We start from the raw sequence: 14,325 nt of genomic DNA, 5'->3' as shown, positions 1-14,325 counted from the left end.
CCGTAGGGGCCTTAAACGACAAGTGCGTAGTCATTCCCATTGTTGGGAGCGCTCCCACATAGGCGCGGTTCGGCACCGCCGGCCAAAGGAGGAGACATGACGCAAGGTCGGAACGAGCCCGTGAGCACCGAGCCGAGATCGCTGAGCCGGAGAACCGTCCTGGCGGCGATGGGGTCCCTGCCGGTCCTCACGGCCGCGACGGCTGCCGCCGGGGTGGTCATTGATCCGTCGGCGCAGCGGCAGACGATCCGAGGCTTCGGCGGCATGACCCATACGGCCTGGATCGGCGACCTGACGGCTGCCCAGCGGGAAACGGCGTTCGGCACCGGCGAGGGCCGCCTGGGGTTCTCCGTGCTGAGGATCCCCGTACCCGAGAACTCGGCGGACTGGAGCCGTGATGTGGCGACGGCGAGGCGCGCGATCGAGCTCGGGGCGACCGTCATCGCGTCGCCGTGGAATCCCCCCGCCCGCATGGTCGAGACCTTCGTGCGCGGCAGTCAGACCAACGCGCGGCGGCTCAGGTACGACATGTACGGCGCCTATGCCCAGCACCTGAACGACTTCAACGCGTACCTGCGGAACAACGGGGTGAACCTGTACGGCATATCGGTGCAGAACGAGCCCGATTACGCGCATGACTGGACGTGGTGGACTCCCACCGAAATGGTGCGGTTCCTGCGGGAGAACGCCGGCTCGATCGGCACCAGGGTCATCGCGCCCGAGTCCTTCCAGTACCTGAAGAACATGTCGGACCCGATCCTCAACGACTCCGCGGCGCTCGCCAACGTGGACATCATCGGGGCGCACCTCTACGGCACGTCGTTCGCGAACTTCCCCTACCCCCTCTTCAAGCAGAAGGGCGCGGGCAAAGAACTCTGGATGACCGAGGTCTACTACCCCAACAGCACCGATTCGGCGGACCTCTGGCCCCAGGCGCTCGACGTGGGGGAGCACATCCACCGCGCCATGGTGGACGCCGAGTTCCAGGCGTACATCTGGTGGTACATCCGGCGCGGCTACGGCCCCATGCGGGAGGATGGCCAGATCAGCAAGCGCGGCGCCAACATGGCGCACTTCGCCAGGTTCGTCCGCCCCGGATATGTGCGCGTCGAGGCCACGGCGAACCCGGCGTCGAACGTCTACGTATCGGCGTACCGGGGCGGTGACTCGACGGTCGTCATCGTCGCCATCAACAAGGGGACCTCCGCGGTGAGCCAGCAGTTCACCCTGAGGAACGCCACCGCGTCCAGGGTCTCGTCCTGGCTGACCGACGCGGGCAGGAACGTCGCGTCCCAGGGCACGACAGGCGTGTCGAACGGCTCCTTCACCGTCACGCTTCCCGCTCGGAGTGTGATGACCTTCGTGACGGGGTGAACGGGACTCCGGCGGCTACCACGGGCCGGGGTGTCAGCTCGTGCTGAGCGGTGCGTCTTCCTCGGCGTCGAGCTGGTGGTCGGCCCAGACGTAGCTCTCCGGAAGCAGGTCGGTGATGGGGACGGTGCGGAGTCTGTCACCTGAGCCGACGATGACCTTGAGGGCCGGGAAGTAGTCGAGGAGGACCTGGCGGCAGCGGCCGCATGGGGGCACGACGCCTCGGTCGCGGTCGCCCACGGCGACGATGGTCTTCAGGTCGTAGGCGCCCTGCGCGGCAGCCGTGCCGATGAGGACGAGCTCCGCACAGGGGCCGCCGGTGAAGTGGTAGGCGTTCACCGCCGTGACGATCCGGCCGTCGTGGTCGCGGGCCGCGGCCGCCATGGTGTGGTTGTCGCCCCGGCAGCGGGTGGCCGCGACCTGCGCCGCAGCCTGGATCAGTTCATGGTCGACGTGGTTGATCTGTGTGGTCATCTTCTGCCTTCGTGTTACGTCAATGCGGATCGGGCGGGGTCCGCGGTCCACGGTAGGGCAGCGTCTGGCTGTAGACGACGTTGGTCGTGGTGCTGCCGAACTGGGCGAGCTCGTCGACGATCCGTTCGAGGTGGGCCATGGAGCCCGCCGCCACCTTCAGCGTGTAGCAGTCCTCCCCGGTGGTGCGCAGGCATTCGAGAATCTCCAGGCGCTCGCCGAGCAGGCGGCGCAGCGGCTCGTGCCGGTTGCCGGGGTACTTCAGGCGCACGACGGCCAGCACGGTGAATCCGACCTTCGCCAGGTCGACGTCGGCTCGGTAGCCGGCGATGACGCCCAGCGCCTCCAGCCGCCTGACCCGCTCGGTGGTCGCCGAGGCGCTGAGATTCACCCGGCGGCCCAGCTCGGTGAGGGGGGTGCGGCCGTCTCGCTGGAGCTCTATCAGGATCGACCAGTCGGTCTCGTCAAGATCCTCGGTCATCCGCCGAATATACCGGCATATTCACGGCAAGCCCCGTCGAACGCCGTGAGCAATGCCTTCAGATCTGAATGATCGCCGCGATAGCGTCCGTCCTATGCAAATCGGGGTGAATGTGCCGAACTTCGGACCGGGGACGGATCCGGCCGTGCTGCGGCGCTGGGCGCAGATCGTGGAGTCCCTCGGCTACGACCTGTTGATGATCTCTGATCACGTCGTGGTGACGCCGGACGTCGCCGAGCAGTATCCGGCTCCGTTCTACGAGCCGTTCACCACGCTCGCGTGGCTGGCCGGCGTCACCGAGCGAGTCAGGCTCGGCACGTCGGTGCTCATCGTGCCGTACCGGCATCCCCTCCTCGTGGCCCGGATGGCGGCGAACCTCAACCGCTTCAGCGGCGGCCGGCTGGTCCTCGGCGTGGGCGTCGGCTGGGCACGGCAGGAGTTCGACGCGCTCGGGGTGCCGTTCGAGCAGCGCGGACGGCTGACCGACGACCACCTGAGGACGATGCGCGCCGCGTGGGCGGACGAGGACGACTACCGCAGCGGGCAGATACCGATCTGGGTCGGCGGGAACGGTGACGCCGGACTGCGCCGCGCCGTACGGCTCGGCGAGGCGTGGCATCCGCTGCGCATGACCCTGCCGTGGCTGCGAGACACGGCGCACCGGATGAAGGCCGTCGCCGACGAGCTGGAACGGCCGGTACCCGCCCTGGCCCCGCGCATCGTTCTGCGGCTGACCGACGTGCCGGTCACCGGCCCTGAGCGGCGCGCCGGAGAGGGCACCATCGGCCAGGTCCTCGAGGACATCGAGGAGCTTCGGCTGCTCGGCGCCGAGACCGTCGTGCTCGACCCGTTCGACGAGGACCCCGCCGAGACGCTTCATCCGCAGCCGGCCTGGCGCGCGCTCGCGACCGTGGCCGACCGGTGGACCTGGGGCACGCACGACTCACCCAAGGAGTGACAGTGACACCTGAAGACGAGAACTTCCTGCGCAGGGCCATCGAGCTGGCCGCCAAGGCCCGCGCGACCGGGGACGCCCCCTTCGGATCGCTGCTGGTGGGACCGGACGGCGACGTGCTGGCCGAGGAGCACAACACGGTCACCAGAGACGGCGACATCTCGGCGCATCCCGAGCTGAAGCTGGCCCGGTGGGCGGCCCGCCGCCTGGACCCGGCCACCGCGGCGGGCACCACCATGTACACCAGCTGCCAGCCCTGCGACATGTGCAGGGGTGCGATCGAACGCTCCGGGCTCGGGCGCGTGGTGTACGCGCTGTCCAACGAACAGCTCGCCATGCTCAAACCGGGCGGCGGCTGGCCGCGCGTCCCCCAGGAGGGCCCGGCGCTGTTCGAGGAGGCGCGCGTTCCGGTCGAGGGTTTCTACCGCTGATGGCCGGAGTCGCTGGGCTTACGTCCAGCGCGCGGCGAGCACGGTCACGGCTTGAGGACGATCTTGCCGCGGGTGTGGCGCTTCTCCAGCTCGCGGAAGGCGTCCTGGACCCGGTCCAGGGGATAAGTGGCGGCGATCGGGACCTCCAGTCGCCCGGTACGGATCAGGTCGGCCAACTCGGCCAGCACCTCGACCGTGGCCGCGGCGGTGTTGCCTTCGGACTTCACCCCGTACCGCTCGACCGCGGCGAAGTCGATGATGGTGTTGATCCGGTCGGTGTCCACGCCGAGTTCGAGCGCGAGCTCCACATAGCCGCCGCCGAAATTGTCGATGAAGGCGTCGACGTGGCCGGCCGCGGCCTTGATCCGCTCGGCGACGCCCTCGCCGTAGGCGATCGGGATGGCCCCGTGGTCGCGGAGCCACTGGTGGTTCGGCTCGCTCGCCAGCCCGACCACCGTGGCACCGGCGTTGACGGCGAGCTGTGTCGCGATCGTCCCGACCCCGCCGGCGGCTCCGGCGATCACTACCGTGTCACCGGGGCGCAGGCCGACCGCCCGGGTTTCCCCATACGCCGTCGAGCCCGCGACGTGCAGCGAGGCCGCCTGCTCCCACGGCACCTCCGGTGGCCGTCGGACCAGGGCGGCAGCCTCCACCACGACGTACTCGGCATGGCTCGCGCGGTTGTCGGTGAACCCGAACACCTCATCGCCCGCCGCGAAGCCCTCGACCCCGTCGCCGACCGTGAGCACCACTCCGGCCAGGTCGCTGCCCTGACCGGAGGGGAAGGTGGCAGGCCATCTGTCATGGAGCACCCCCATGCGGATCATCGCCTCGCCCGGGTTGATCGAGGCGGCCACCACCTTCACCAGAACCTGCCCCGGACCGGGGACCGGTCGCTCCACTTCCGCGACCCGCAGCACCTCGATCCCGCCGTACCCGTCGAACCGCACCGCTCTCATCGTCTCAGTCGCCATCTCGGCCTCCCTGACCCTTTCTCAACACCGGGTCTCGTGGTGAGTTCCCGGTACGCGGATCATGTTGCCGACGGTTGGCAGAAGGCGGAATCGGACGGGTCTCCCTAGGACCAGCGATCCTAGACTGAGGGTCGCTGCCAGGCCTGGAGCTGGGCAATCATGGACGTATGGACATGGACCGCGCCCAGCTCGCCGATTTCCTGCGCCGCTCCCGGGAACGGCTGCGCCCCCAGGAAGCGGGGCTGTCGGCCGGGCCCCGCCGTCGCACACCCGGCCTGCGCCGAGAGGAGGTCTCGCAGCTCGCGGGTATGTCGGCCGACTACTACATGCGCCTGGAACAGGCACGCAGCCCGCAGCCTTCACCACAGATCCTCGCCGCGCTGGCCCGCGCGCTCCGGCTGACCGATGACGAGCGCGATCACCTGTACCTGCTGTCCGGGCACCGTCCGCCGACCGGCCTGCTGGCCCACGACCACGTCAGTCCCGGCCTGCTCTACCTCCTCGACCAGCTCACCGAGACTCCGGCGCACATCACCAACGACATCGGTGACCTGCTCGCCCGCAACCCGATGGCCGAGGCGCTGCTCGGATGCATCTGCTCGATCCGTGAACAGGACCGCAACTTCATCTGGCGGTGGTTCACCGATCCTGCGATACGCCAGGCGTTCCACCCGGACGAGCGCGACGTGCTCAGCCGGGGCTACGTCGCCGACCTACGTGCCTCCTACGCCCGCCGCGGTGGCGACGAACCCTCCACCCGCCTGGTCGACCGGCTCCGGACCGCGAGCGAGGAGTTCGACAGGCTGTGGGACCTGCACGAGGTGGCGGTCCGGCGCTCCAGCCGGATGCGGCTGGCCCATTCCGCTGTCGGCCCCATCGACCTGCTCTGCGAGACTCTGCTCAGCCCCGCCGAGGACCAGCGGCTCATCATCTTCACCCCCGCGCCGGGAACCTCCGCGATCGACCACCTGAGCCTGCTCCGCGTGCTCGGCCATGGAGACTTCGTGCCCGCCGCCCCGGCCCGCCGCTGAAAGCCTGTCGGTCAGGTCCGGCAGGAGCGCCTGAGATGTGGTCAGGAGGGGATCATCGCCGGTGCGGGTGCCTGCGCGGGCTGGGTGACGGCCAGCTTGCGGGCCAGGCGGAGCCGGTACGCGTCCAGCACCACGGCGACCAGGATCACCAGACCGGTGATGATCTGCCGTTCGAAGTCGGAGACGCCCATGAGCAGCAGCCCGTTGGTGAGCACGCCGAGCAGACATGCCCCGAGGAACGTGCCGGCCATGGAGCCGCGCCCGCCCATCAGGCTGGCTCCGCCGATGACCACGGCGGCGATCGCGTTGAGCTCGTAGCCCTGGCCCAGGATCGGGCTGGCGATGTTGAGCCTGGCCATGTAGAGAATGGCCGCGATGCCGACGGTCAGTCCGGCGATCATGAAGGCGGCGATCTTGATGCGGGAGGTCTTGTGGCCGGACAGGCGGACGGCTTCCTCGTTGTTGCCGGTGGCGTAGATCAGCCGCCCGAAGACCGTGCGCGACAGCACGAACCAGCCGGCCCCCGCCAGCAGCAGCGCCACCCAGAACACCGCGGGGATGCCCAGCAGCGTGATGGTGCCGAAGTCGTTGAGCGCGGCGGGCAGGTCGTAGATGGTGGCCGCGTCGGTGTACCGCTCGGCGGCGCCGCGCGCGACGTTGAGCATGGCCAGGGTGACGATGAACGACGGCACCCGCCATTGTTCTGACACGAACCCGTTGATCCAGCCGACCACGCCGCCGACGAGCACGCTCACCAGGATCGCGCCGATCAGCGTCACGACGGAGCCGGATCCGGCCATCATGGTGCCCGACACGACCGCGCACAGCGCCATCGCCGAGCCGACCGACAGGTCGATGCCACCGACCAGGATCACGAACGTCATGCCCACGGCGAGCACGGTGTTCAGGGTGATCTGGGTCATGATGTTGCGCAGGTTCTGCTCGGTCGCGAAGTTCGGCGCGGCGATGACGAAGAAGCCCGCGAGCAGCACCAGGGCGACGCCGATGCCGGCCTCGCCGAGCACGAGCCTTTTGATCATTGTGTTTCACCGTTCTTGAGGTAGCCCGAGTAGGCCAGAGTGAGGATGTGCTCGGCGTCGAAGTCCGCCCGGGTGACCTCGCCGGCGATCTTGCCGCGGGAGAAGACGAGGATGCGGTCGCAGATGCCCATCAGCTCCGGCAGGTCCGAGGAGACCACGAGCAGGGCCTTGCCCTCCGCGGCCAGGCCGAGCAGCAACTCGTGGATCTCGTACTTGGCGCCGACGTCGATGCCGCGGGTGGGCTCGTCCACGATCAGGATGTCGGATCCGGCGTTGAGCCACTTGGCCAGCACGACCTTCTGCTGGTTGCCACCCGACAGGGTGCGCACGTGCTGACCGACGCCCGCGGAGCGCAGGTGCAGACGCCGCCCGAGGTCCTCGGAGAGCGAGCGCTCCTGGCCGAAGGGCACCAGGAATCCGCGCAGCTTGGCGAGCGTGACGTTGGCGCTGATCGGCAGGTCGAGGACCAGGCCCTGCGACTTGCGGTCCTCGGTGAGCAGGCTGATGCCGTGCCGCACCGCGTCCTTGGGGTGCCGAATGTGCACCTTCTCGCCGTAAAGCTCGATATTTCCAGACAAAGCGGGGTCGGCCCCGAAGATCGCGCGCATCGCCTCGGTACGGCCGGAGCCGACCAGCCCGGCGAGCCCCACGACCTCGCCGCGCCGTACCGAGAAGGAGAGCGGCCCCTCGAAGCCCGCGACCTTGAGATCGCGCACCTTCAGCGCCACCTCGCCCAGCTCCGTCGGCGGCTTGGCGGGGAACTCCTGCGCAAGGTCGCGCCCCACCATCAGCCTGACCAGGTCGGGCGCGGTCACGCCGGCCATCTCGCGGGTCTCGACGCTGCGCCCGTTGCGCAGCACGGTGACCCTGTCGGCCAGCTCCAGCACCTCCTGCAGGTGGTGGGAGATGTAGACGATGGCCACGCCGCGCTCGCGCAACGCCCTCAGGATGCCGAACAGGCGCCCCGCCTCGCGCGAGGTGAGCGTGGCCGTCGGCTCGTCCATGATCAGCAGCTTGCAGTCGGTGGAGATCGCCTTCGCGATCTCCACCAGCTGCATCTGCGCGATGCCGAGCCGCTCGACCAGGGTGTCAGGCGAGACGTCCAGACCGATCTCGGCCAGCAGCCGCGCGGCGTCCGCGCGCAGCCGCTTCCTGTCGACGACGCCCGCCGTGCGCGGCAGCGCGCGCAGGAACAGGTTCTCCGCCACGGTGAGGTACGGCAGCAGCGCCAGCTCCTGGTGGACCACCGAGATCCCGGCGGCCAGACCGTCGGCCGCACTGGCGGGGGTGTACGGCGCGCCGTCGATGGTCATGGTGCCGCCGTCCGGCACGTGGATCCCGGCCAGGGCCTTGACCAGCGTGGACTTGCCCGCGCCGTTCTCGCCCACGAGCGCGTGGATCTCGCCCGCGCGGATGTCGAGGTCGACCCCGTCAAGCGCCACCACGCCGGGGAAGCGCTTGACGAGGCCGCTGACTTTCATCATCCGACGTTGTCCTTGGTGATGAGCTTGATCTCGGTCTTCTGCCAGCCGCTGATGTTCTCGCCGGCGATCATCTTCATGGCGTAGTCGATGCCGTTGGCGGCCTGCTGCGCGCCGTACTGGTCGAGGGTCGCCACGACGGAGCCGTCCTTGACGTACTGGGCGATGGCCGGGATGTTGTCGAACGCGGCGACCTTGATCTGGGCCTTCTTGCCCTGCTCCTCGATCGCCTTCAGAGCGCCGAGCGCCATGTTGTCGTTGCCGGCCAGCACGCCCTTGATGTTCGGGTGCGCGCTGAGCATGTTGCCGAAGACGGTGTGGGCCTCGTCGGTCTCCCAGTGCGCGGTCTTGGAGTCGACGAGCTTGAGCCCGCCCTCCTTGATCGCGTCCTCGAAGCCGGCCTTGCGCTGGGCGGCGTTGGCCGCGCCGGGGTTGCCCTCCAGGATGACGACCTCGGCATCCTTGCCGATGGCCTTGACCAGCTCCATGCCCGACTGCTTGGCGCCCTCGCGGTTGTCGGGGCCGACGAACGGCACCTTGTCGCCGATTCCGGCGGCCTTCATCGCGCCCTCGTCGAGCTGGACGTCGATGTTGACGACCTTCACGCCCGCGTCGACGGCGCGCTTGATCGGCGCGATCAGCGCGCGGGAGTCGGCGGGGGCGATCACGATGGCCTTGGCCTGCTGGGTGACGCACTTCTCGACGGCGGCGACCTGGTTGTCGATGTCGGTCTCGTTCTGGATGCCGACGACGCTGAGCGTGAGGTCGCCGCGCTTGGCGGCGTGCTCCTCGGCGCCCTTCTGCATCTGCTGGAAGAACTCGTTGGCCAGCGACTTCATCACCAGGCAGACGCCCGGCTTCTCGCCCGCCTTGGGGGCGGCGGCGGGCGCGGCGGTGGTGCCGCCCTCCTTGCCGCAGGCGGTCAGCGCGAGGGCCAGACCAGCCACGACGACGATCTTCTTGTTCATTCGGTGTTTCTCCTTCAGAAAGGAACACCCGCTCGGAGGACGACGTTCGCGTACGGCGTCGCCTCACCGGTCCGCACGACCGCGCGGGCCCGGCCGGTGAGTTCCTTGAGCTGGGTATGGGGGATTCGTTCGGTTTTCGGCAGCAGGTCGTCGAGGAAGCCAGGGGGTGACTCCTCGGCGACATAGGCGGTCTCGACGACGAGTTCGCCGAGCACCGCTTCGAGTACGGGCAGGAAGGCAGGTTCACCTCTGCGCCAGACGAGGTCGACCGTCTCGACGCCGGGTGGGACGGGCAGGCCAGGGTCGGCCACCACGATGAGGTCGGTGTGTCCCGCTGAGGACAGGATCTGCAGCAGGCGGGGATGCCAGAGGCCGTCATGACGCACGGGCGAAGAGCCTTTCCACTTGGTCGCCGGTGGGCATGGCGGTCTGGGCTCCGTGGCCGGTGGTGGCCAGCGCACCGGCCGCGCAGGCCCGCCGTACGGCCTGGACGAGGGGCAGGCCGGCCGCGTAGGAGAGTGCGAGCTGCGCGCAGAAGGTGTCCCCGGCGCCGACCGCGTCCACCGCGGGCACCGGGAACGAGGGCACCTGGCAGGCGCCGGCGGCGTCCTGGCCGCGCGCCCCGCGCTCGCCCAGCGTCACCACCGCGGCACGCGGTCCGAGCGCGATCAGCGCGGCGGTGTCGGTGCCGCCGCACAGGGCGGCGGCCTCGCCCTCATTGACGATCAGCAGGTCGACCAGGGGGAGCAGCTCGTCAAGACCGTGCGCGTACGGGGCGGCGTTGAGGATCACCGGCACGCCGTGCGCCCTGGCCTGCCGGGCGGCGGAGAGACAGGCGTCCACCGGGATCTCCAGCTGCAGCAGGAGCGCGTCGGCACCGGTGAGGTCGAGGTCGGTGGGACGCACCAGCCCGTTGGCGCCCCTGGCGATGGTGATCATGTTCTCGCCGCCGTCCTCGACCACGATCATCGCCACCCCGGTGTCGGCGGGTGCCTGACGTACGCCTGAGACGTCCACGCCCTCGCGCGCCACGGCGGCGAGCAGCTCGCGGCCCAGCGCGTCGTCGCCGACCTGGCCCACCAGGCGGACCCGCGCGCCCAGCCGGGCGGCGGCCACCGCCTGGTTGGCGCCCTTGCCTCCGGCGGCCCGCACCACGGCGGCGCCCGCGACCGTCTCGCCCCTGCCGGGCAGGCGCGTCACCTGGACCGTGAGATCCATGTTGAGGCTGCCGACGACGAACAGCTCCAGCTCACGCATCGTCGAGCCCGCCCACCGGGTCAGGGCAGCCGCAGGAACCCCGCCTGATCAGCGTGGCGGGCAGGACCACGCGCTCGCCTCCCGACGATTCACCGATCTGCGCCGCCAGCAGCTCCACGGCCCCCCTGCCCAGCTCCTCGATCGGCTGGCGCATGGTGGTGAGCGCGGGCACGGTGTAGGAGGAGGCGGCGATGCCGTCGAACGAGCACAGCGCGACGTCGCCGGGCACGCTCAGCCCCAGCTCGGCCGCGGCGCGCATGACGCCGATCGCCTGCTCGTCGCTGGTCACGAAGAGCGCGGTGGGCCGGGCCTCCCGCGAGAGAATCTGCCGGCCGCTGAGGTAACCCTGCCGCCGCCCGAACGGGCCGTGGACCAGCGGCATCGCGGCCGGGTCGAGACCGGCCTCGGTCAGCGCCCGCGACCAGCCGGCGACACGGTCGACGGTCGGGTGGATGTCCTTCGGCCCCGCCACACAGCCGATGCGCCGATGCCCGTGCGCGAGCAGGTGGCCGGTCGCCTCGTGCGCGCCGCCCTCGTTGTCGACGAGCAGGTGGCTGGCGGGGATGTCGTCGAGCTTGCGGTCGAGCACGATGCACGGCACCCCGGAGGCGGCCAGCTGGGACCGCCAGGCGCGCGGGCCGTGGGCGGGGATCAGGATCAGCCCGTCCACCTGGCGGTCGATCAGGGTCCGCACGTAGGTGGCCTCGCGGTCCTCGTCGTCCATCGCGTTGCCGAGCAGCAGCGTCAGGCCGTGCTCGAAGGCGACGTCCTCGATCTCTCGGGCCAGCTCGGCGAAGAAGGGGTTGGCGTTGTCGGGGACGACGAGCCCGATCGTGTGCGTGCGGTTGGTGCGCAGCGAGCGGGCCACGGCGTTCGGCCGATAGCCGAGCTCCTCGATCGCGCGCAGCACCCGCTCGCGGGTGTGCGGGGCGACGTTCCTCGGCCCGTTGTTGAGCACGTAGCTGACGACGGCATCCGAAGTGCCGGCCAGCCGCGCCACATCGCGGCGTGTGACCACTGCGCAAGTCCCATCTACTCGTGTTGCAGCAGTATTCGGCTGCGGATTCCGCATAGCAACACGAGTAGATGGGACGTTATCGAGCCGTTACTGTGAGATTGCAGGACGGTCACGAAGAGCTGTCCGAGGTTGTGCGCCGGACCTCCGATGCCGCACATTGCATCCTGTTTCCGTACGGCAGCATGGTGAGTGTGCGCAGGTCAGGCGGTCCTGGGATATGCGCGACACCCGTCCGCGGTCGTGCGCGCTTGACCTTCACCTTCGGGGAAGCCGCACAGTGGTCGTGACCGGGCGATCGCCCGGAACGAGGGAGCCGTCCATGGGCTTGGTCAGCATCGGTGAGTTCGCGCGTATGTCTCGTCTGTCGCCCAAGGCGCTGCGTCTGTACGACGAACTCGGGCTGCTGGTGCCGGCCCGCGTCGACCCGGACACCGGATACCGCTGGTACGCGGCGACGCAACTCGATCAGGCCCGCATGGTGGCCGCGCTACGCCGGATCCGCGTCCCCTTGGCCCGGATCCGGGACATCCTGGCCATGGACGCGGCGTCGGCCGCCGAGGAGATCCGCACCTACTGGGCCGGAACCGAGGCCGAGCACGCCGCCCGGCGCGAACTGGTCGGCCACCTCGTTGACCGCCTTCACGGAGAGAAGTCCGCCATGTACGAGGTCACCGTCCGCGACCTGCCCGCACGCAGCCTGCTCAGCGTCGTCCGCCGGGTGCACCAGGACGAACTGGTGCCCATGGGCCGGGAACTGTTCATCCACCGCCTGCGGCGCGGTGGCGTCCCACGGATCGAGGGAGTCGCCGGAGCGCCGTTCATGATCTACCACGGCGAGGTGAGCGGCGACAGCGACGGCCCGGTCGAGTGGTGCTGGCCCGTCCCCGACGACCAGGCCGACGCGATCGCAGCCAGGTTTCCCGACCTCACCCTGCGTACGGAGCCCGCGCACCAGGAGGCATGCGTCCACCCGGAGACACCCGCGCAGTGGGTCGGCGGAACCCAGGCCGAGCTCGCCATCGAGGCGCTGGCCGCATGGGCCTCGCAGCGACAGCGTCAGCCGTCCGGAGGTATCCGACTCCGCCTCATCCCCAATCCCGAAAGCAGGGGAACCGGACCGGACAGCGAGCTCGCCCTGGCGCTGCGCTGACCCGAACTGAGCGCGGACCCCGGCGCACAGCCCTGGCCGGGGCCGCCCTTCTGTCGCAAGCGACGAAGGTATAGAAGGTATAGAGGACCACGGCGGCGTGCACGGTAAGGTCTGTCGCACGTTGTGATGGAATTGAAGCCGATCTTCGCAGCGAAGAGCCGGCGGACGTCGCAAGATCCGCCTTATGCCGAACGTGTCATCGATGATCCGGGAAGGTGCACTCTTTCCCGACCGGCCCGCAGGCTTCCCTGTTACTCATCATTGGAAATATCTTGATAGATGCCATGGGCCACGTAGTATGAGTCGCCATCCTTTACCAGGATGAACGTCTGAGCGAAACGCTGGTTCTGGCCACTCACCATGCAGTGTCCTTTCACCAAAGCGAGTATGGTGCCGTCTGCCAGGGGATGCGCGTCGACGTGCACAGTGTGGGCAGAATAGCTCCAGTTGAATTCGTCAGCGAGGCTGGTCAGGTAATCTGGAAGAGCGTCTTTTCCTACGAGCGTCTCACCGTTGAAGGTTATGACCGTGCTCTCCCTGAACAGTCTCCCGGCGTCCGATAAATTGTTGTCAAGCGTGTAGAAATATTGGTTCTTGATGAAATAGCGGATGAGCTCAAGAGCGTCGCGGTCCACAGTCTTCCATTCAATTGCGCGTCAGTGCGGATCCTCATACTTGAGGGCTGGAGAGTTCTGACAGCACGGCCTCGGCTGGATGTCGACCCGGCCGAGCCGCGGCCCTCGATGAAGGTGATGACCGAACGCCTCTCGGTTCATGGCCCGGCCCGGGTAGGACACCGCACGCCGCCGGGCATAGTCGTCCAGCGTACGGGCCGCTCCGCTTCTGTCGATGGTAACGATCATCCTTCGATATCCCAACCCCTGCTGTCACCGGCGAGTTCAACCGCCGGCTCCGCATGCAGGAAGTCGTCGACCTCGCCTAGCGCTCCGGTGATGATTTCATCTGATCATGCGGAAATACCTCATCATCGGCGTCCAGGGCAGCGGCAAAGGCACTCAGAGCGCCTTGCTGGCCCGTGCATACGAGCTCGTCCACATCAACGTGGGCGACATCTTCCGCTGGCACGTGCAGCAGCACACGAAGCTGGGCGCCCTGGTCCGGCGCACCATGGCGGCGGGCGAGCTGATCGGCGACGACCTCGTGGAGAAGGTCGTACGCGACCGGTTGGACCAGCACGACTGGAATTACGGCTTCATCATCGACGGTTTCCCCCGCAACCGCCGCCAGGCCGAGTTCTTCCTGGAGTCCTACGACATCGACGGCGTCATCCACCTGGACCTGCCGGACGACGAGGTCCGGCGCCGCGTGCTGGCCAGGCGGCTGTGCCCCAACTGCGGCATGGACTACAACCTCATCTACGACCGCCCCGCCGAGGAGGGCATCTGCGAGGTCTGCGGCCACCAGCTCGTACGGCGGGCCGACGACACCGAGGAGGCCCTGGCCGAGCGCCTGCGCACCTACCACGACAAGACCGACCCCATCCTCGACCTGCTCCGCCGCAAGGAGTACGTCTTCACCATCGACGCCAGCCGGTCCGTGGAGGAGGTCCAAACCTCCATCCGGGACAGGCTCGCCCTCCCGCCCGCCGACTCGGAGCGGTAGCCGTACGGCTCACCGCAGGTCGCACAGGGGCAGCGGGCCGTCGGCGGCGGCGCGCGGGCGAAGCCGGTTTCCAG

At 68.9% G+C, this 14,325-nt stretch carries 16 protein-coding genes; 6 read left to right on the top strand and 10 right to left on the bottom strand.

The window, feature by feature from the left end; genetic code table 11:
• Positions 1 to 96: 96 nt before the first annotated feature.
• Complete coding sequence (xynC, locus tag ABD830_RS02440; RefSeq protein WP_344984611.1) at positions 97 to 1,374, top strand: glucuronoarabinoxylan endo-1,4-beta-xylanase XynC; 1,278 nt, start codon at positions 97 to 99, stop codon at positions 1,372 to 1,374.
• Between the two features lie 33 nt (positions 1,375 to 1,407).
• On the opposite strand, the gene ABD830_RS02435 is transcribed toward xynC, so the two are convergent.
• Together ABD830_RS02435 and ABD830_RS02430 are read right to left on the bottom strand one after the other, a co-directional pair.
• Entirely contained in the window at positions 1,408 to 1,845 is a 438-nt protein-coding gene (locus tag ABD830_RS02435; protein WP_344984610.1) for a cytidine deaminase family protein, read from the bottom strand.
• Positions 1,846 to 1,864: 19 nt separating this feature from the next.
• A complete protein-coding gene (locus ABD830_RS02430) occupies positions 1,865 to 2,323 on the bottom strand; it encodes an Lrp/AsnC family transcriptional regulator (protein ID WP_344984609.1) in 459 nt (152 codons plus the stop codon).
• A gap of 94 nt (positions 2,324 to 2,417) precedes the next feature.
• Here ABD830_RS02430 and ABD830_RS02425 point away from each other — a divergent pair, with 94 nt between their 5' ends.
• Both ABD830_RS02425 and ABD830_RS02420 read left to right on the top strand, forming a co-directional pair.
• Entirely contained in the window at positions 2,418 to 3,281 is an 864-nt protein-coding gene (locus tag ABD830_RS02425) for an LLM class flavin-dependent oxidoreductase (protein WP_344984608.1), read from the top strand.
• Positions 3,282 to 3,283: 2 nt separating this feature from the next.
• Positions 3,284 to 3,709, top strand: a complete 426-nt coding sequence (locus tag ABD830_RS02420; RefSeq protein ID WP_344984607.1) for a nucleoside deaminase — start codon at positions 3,284 to 3,286, stop codon at positions 3,707 to 3,709.
• 44 nt (positions 3,710 to 3,753) lie between these two features.
• Here the strand turns inward: ABD830_RS02420 and ABD830_RS02415 are convergent, their stop codons facing one another.
• Positions 3,754 to 4,683 (bottom strand): NADP-dependent oxidoreductase, encoded by a 930-nt coding sequence (locus tag ABD830_RS02415; RefSeq protein ID WP_344984606.1) that lies wholly within the window; start codon positions 4,681 to 4,683, stop codon positions 3,754 to 3,756.
• Between the two features lie 167 nt (positions 4,684 to 4,850).
• Between ABD830_RS02415 and ABD830_RS02410 the strand changes: the two genes are divergently transcribed.
• The gene (locus tag ABD830_RS02410) at positions 4,851 to 5,714 is read left to right on the top strand and encodes a helix-turn-helix transcriptional regulator (protein WP_344984605.1); all 864 of its coding nucleotides are present in this window, start codon (positions 4,851 to 4,853) and stop codon (positions 5,712 to 5,714) included.
• A gap of 41 nt (positions 5,715 to 5,755) precedes the next feature.
• Here the strand turns inward: ABD830_RS02410 and ABD830_RS02405 are convergent, their stop codons facing one another.
• From ABD830_RS02405 to ABD830_RS02380, 6 genes are read right to left on the bottom strand one after another with little or no spacing between them, the layout of a single operon-like run.
• Positions 5,756 to 6,754 (bottom strand): ABC transporter permease, encoded by a 999-nt coding sequence (locus tag ABD830_RS02405; protein WP_344984604.1) that lies wholly within the window; start codon positions 6,752 to 6,754, stop codon positions 5,756 to 5,758.
• Entirely contained in the window at positions 6,751 to 8,238 is a 1,488-nt protein-coding gene (locus ABD830_RS02400) for a sugar ABC transporter ATP-binding protein (protein ID WP_344984603.1), read from the bottom strand. The genes ABD830_RS02405 and ABD830_RS02400 overlap by 4 nt, the downstream gene beginning before the upstream one ends.
• A complete protein-coding gene (locus ABD830_RS02395) occupies positions 8,235 to 9,203 on the bottom strand; it encodes a sugar ABC transporter substrate-binding protein (RefSeq protein WP_344984602.1) in 969 nt (322 codons plus the stop codon). The genes ABD830_RS02400 and ABD830_RS02395 overlap by 4 nt, the downstream gene beginning before the upstream one ends.
• Before the next feature lie 14 nt (positions 9,204 to 9,217).
• Positions 9,218 to 9,589, bottom strand: coding sequence for an RbsD/FucU domain-containing protein (locus ABD830_RS02390; protein ID WP_344984601.1), 372 nt, complete (start codon positions 9,587 to 9,589; stop codon positions 9,218 to 9,220).
• A complete protein-coding gene (locus tag ABD830_RS02385; protein ID WP_344984597.1) occupies positions 9,579 to 10,460 on the bottom strand; it encodes a ribokinase in 882 nt (293 codons plus the stop codon). The genes ABD830_RS02390 and ABD830_RS02385 overlap by 11 nt, the downstream gene beginning before the upstream one ends.
• Complete coding sequence (locus ABD830_RS02380) at positions 10,453 to 11,478, bottom strand: LacI family DNA-binding transcriptional regulator (protein ID WP_344984596.1); 1,026 nt, start codon at positions 11,476 to 11,478, stop codon at positions 10,453 to 10,455. The genes ABD830_RS02385 and ABD830_RS02380 overlap by 8 nt, the downstream gene beginning before the upstream one ends.
• Before the next feature lie 319 nt (positions 11,479 to 11,797).
• On the opposite strand from ABD830_RS02380, the gene ABD830_RS02375 reads away from it, so the two are divergent.
• A complete protein-coding gene (locus ABD830_RS02375) occupies positions 11,798 to 12,628 on the top strand; it encodes a MerR family transcriptional regulator (RefSeq protein ID WP_344984595.1) in 831 nt (276 codons plus the stop codon).
• A 251-nt stretch (positions 12,629 to 12,879) separates the two neighbouring features.
• On the opposite strand, the gene ABD830_RS02370 is transcribed toward ABD830_RS02375, so the two are convergent.
• Positions 12,880 to 13,263, bottom strand: a complete 384-nt coding sequence (locus ABD830_RS02370; protein ID WP_344984594.1) for a ketosteroid isomerase family protein — start codon at positions 13,261 to 13,263, stop codon at positions 12,880 to 12,882.
• 334 nt (positions 13,264 to 13,597) lie between these two features.
• Here ABD830_RS02370 and ABD830_RS02365 point away from each other — a divergent pair, with 334 nt between their 5' ends.
• Positions 13,598 to 14,251 carry an adenylate kinase family protein gene (locus ABD830_RS02365; protein WP_344984593.1) on the top strand — a complete coding sequence of 218 codons (654 nt, stop codon included), beginning with the start codon at positions 13,598 to 13,600 and terminating at the stop codon, positions 14,249 to 14,251.
• Positions 14,252 to 14,325 lie beyond the last annotated feature (74 nt).

The sequence above is a fragment of the Nonomuraea helvata genome, from assembly GCF_039535785.1.
In the GTDB taxonomy this organism is placed as follows: domain Bacteria; phylum Actinomycetota; class Actinomycetes; order Streptosporangiales; family Streptosporangiaceae; genus Nonomuraea; species Nonomuraea helvata.
Note: the sequence above shows the minus strand (reverse complement) of the source record. Positions and strands in the feature narration are given on the sequence as shown.

Excerpts from the sequence above, each read along its gene's own strand:
- ABD830_RS02425 (WP_344984608.1), top strand. The coding sequence starts at position 2,418 with ATGCAAATCGGGGTGAATGTGCCGAACTTCGGACCGGGGACGGATCCG.
- ABD830_RS02385 (WP_344984597.1), bottom strand. The coding sequence starts at position 10,460 with ATGCGTGAGCTGGAGCTGTTCGTCGTCGGCAGCCTCAACATGGATCTC.
- ABD830_RS02410 (WP_344984605.1), top strand. The coding sequence starts at position 4,851 with ATGGACATGGACCGCGCCCAGCTCGCCGATTTCCTGCGCCGCTCCCGG.
- ABD830_RS02400 (WP_344984603.1), bottom strand. The coding sequence starts at position 8,238 with ATGATGAAAGTCAGCGGCCTCGTCAAGCGCTTCCCCGGCGTGGTGGCG.
- ABD830_RS02395 (WP_344984602.1), bottom strand. The coding sequence starts at position 9,203 with ATGAACAAGAAGATCGTCGTCGTGGCTGGTCTGGCCCTCGCGCTGACC.
- ABD830_RS02415 (WP_344984606.1), bottom strand. The coding sequence starts at position 4,683 with ATGGCGACTGAGACGATGAGAGCGGTGCGGTTCGACGGGTACGGCGGG.
- ABD830_RS02405 (WP_344984604.1), bottom strand. The coding sequence starts at position 6,754 with ATGATCAAAAGGCTCGTGCTCGGCGAGGCCGGCATCGGCGTCGCCCTG.
- ABD830_RS02375 (WP_344984595.1), top strand. The coding sequence starts at position 11,798 with ATGGGCTTGGTCAGCATCGGTGAGTTCGCGCGTATGTCTCGTCTGTCG.
- ABD830_RS02435 (WP_344984610.1), bottom strand. The coding sequence starts at position 1,845 with ATGACCACACAGATCAACCACGTCGACCATGAACTGATCCAGGCTGCG.
- ABD830_RS02430 (WP_344984609.1), bottom strand. The coding sequence starts at position 2,323 with ATGACCGAGGATCTTGACGAGACCGACTGGTCGATCCTGATAGAGCTC.
- ABD830_RS02365 (WP_344984593.1), top strand. The coding sequence starts at position 13,598 with ATGCGGAAATACCTCATCATCGGCGTCCAGGGCAGCGGCAAAGGCACT.
- xynC (WP_344984611.1), top strand. The coding sequence starts at position 97 with ATGACGCAAGGTCGGAACGAGCCCGTGAGCACCGAGCCGAGATCGCTG.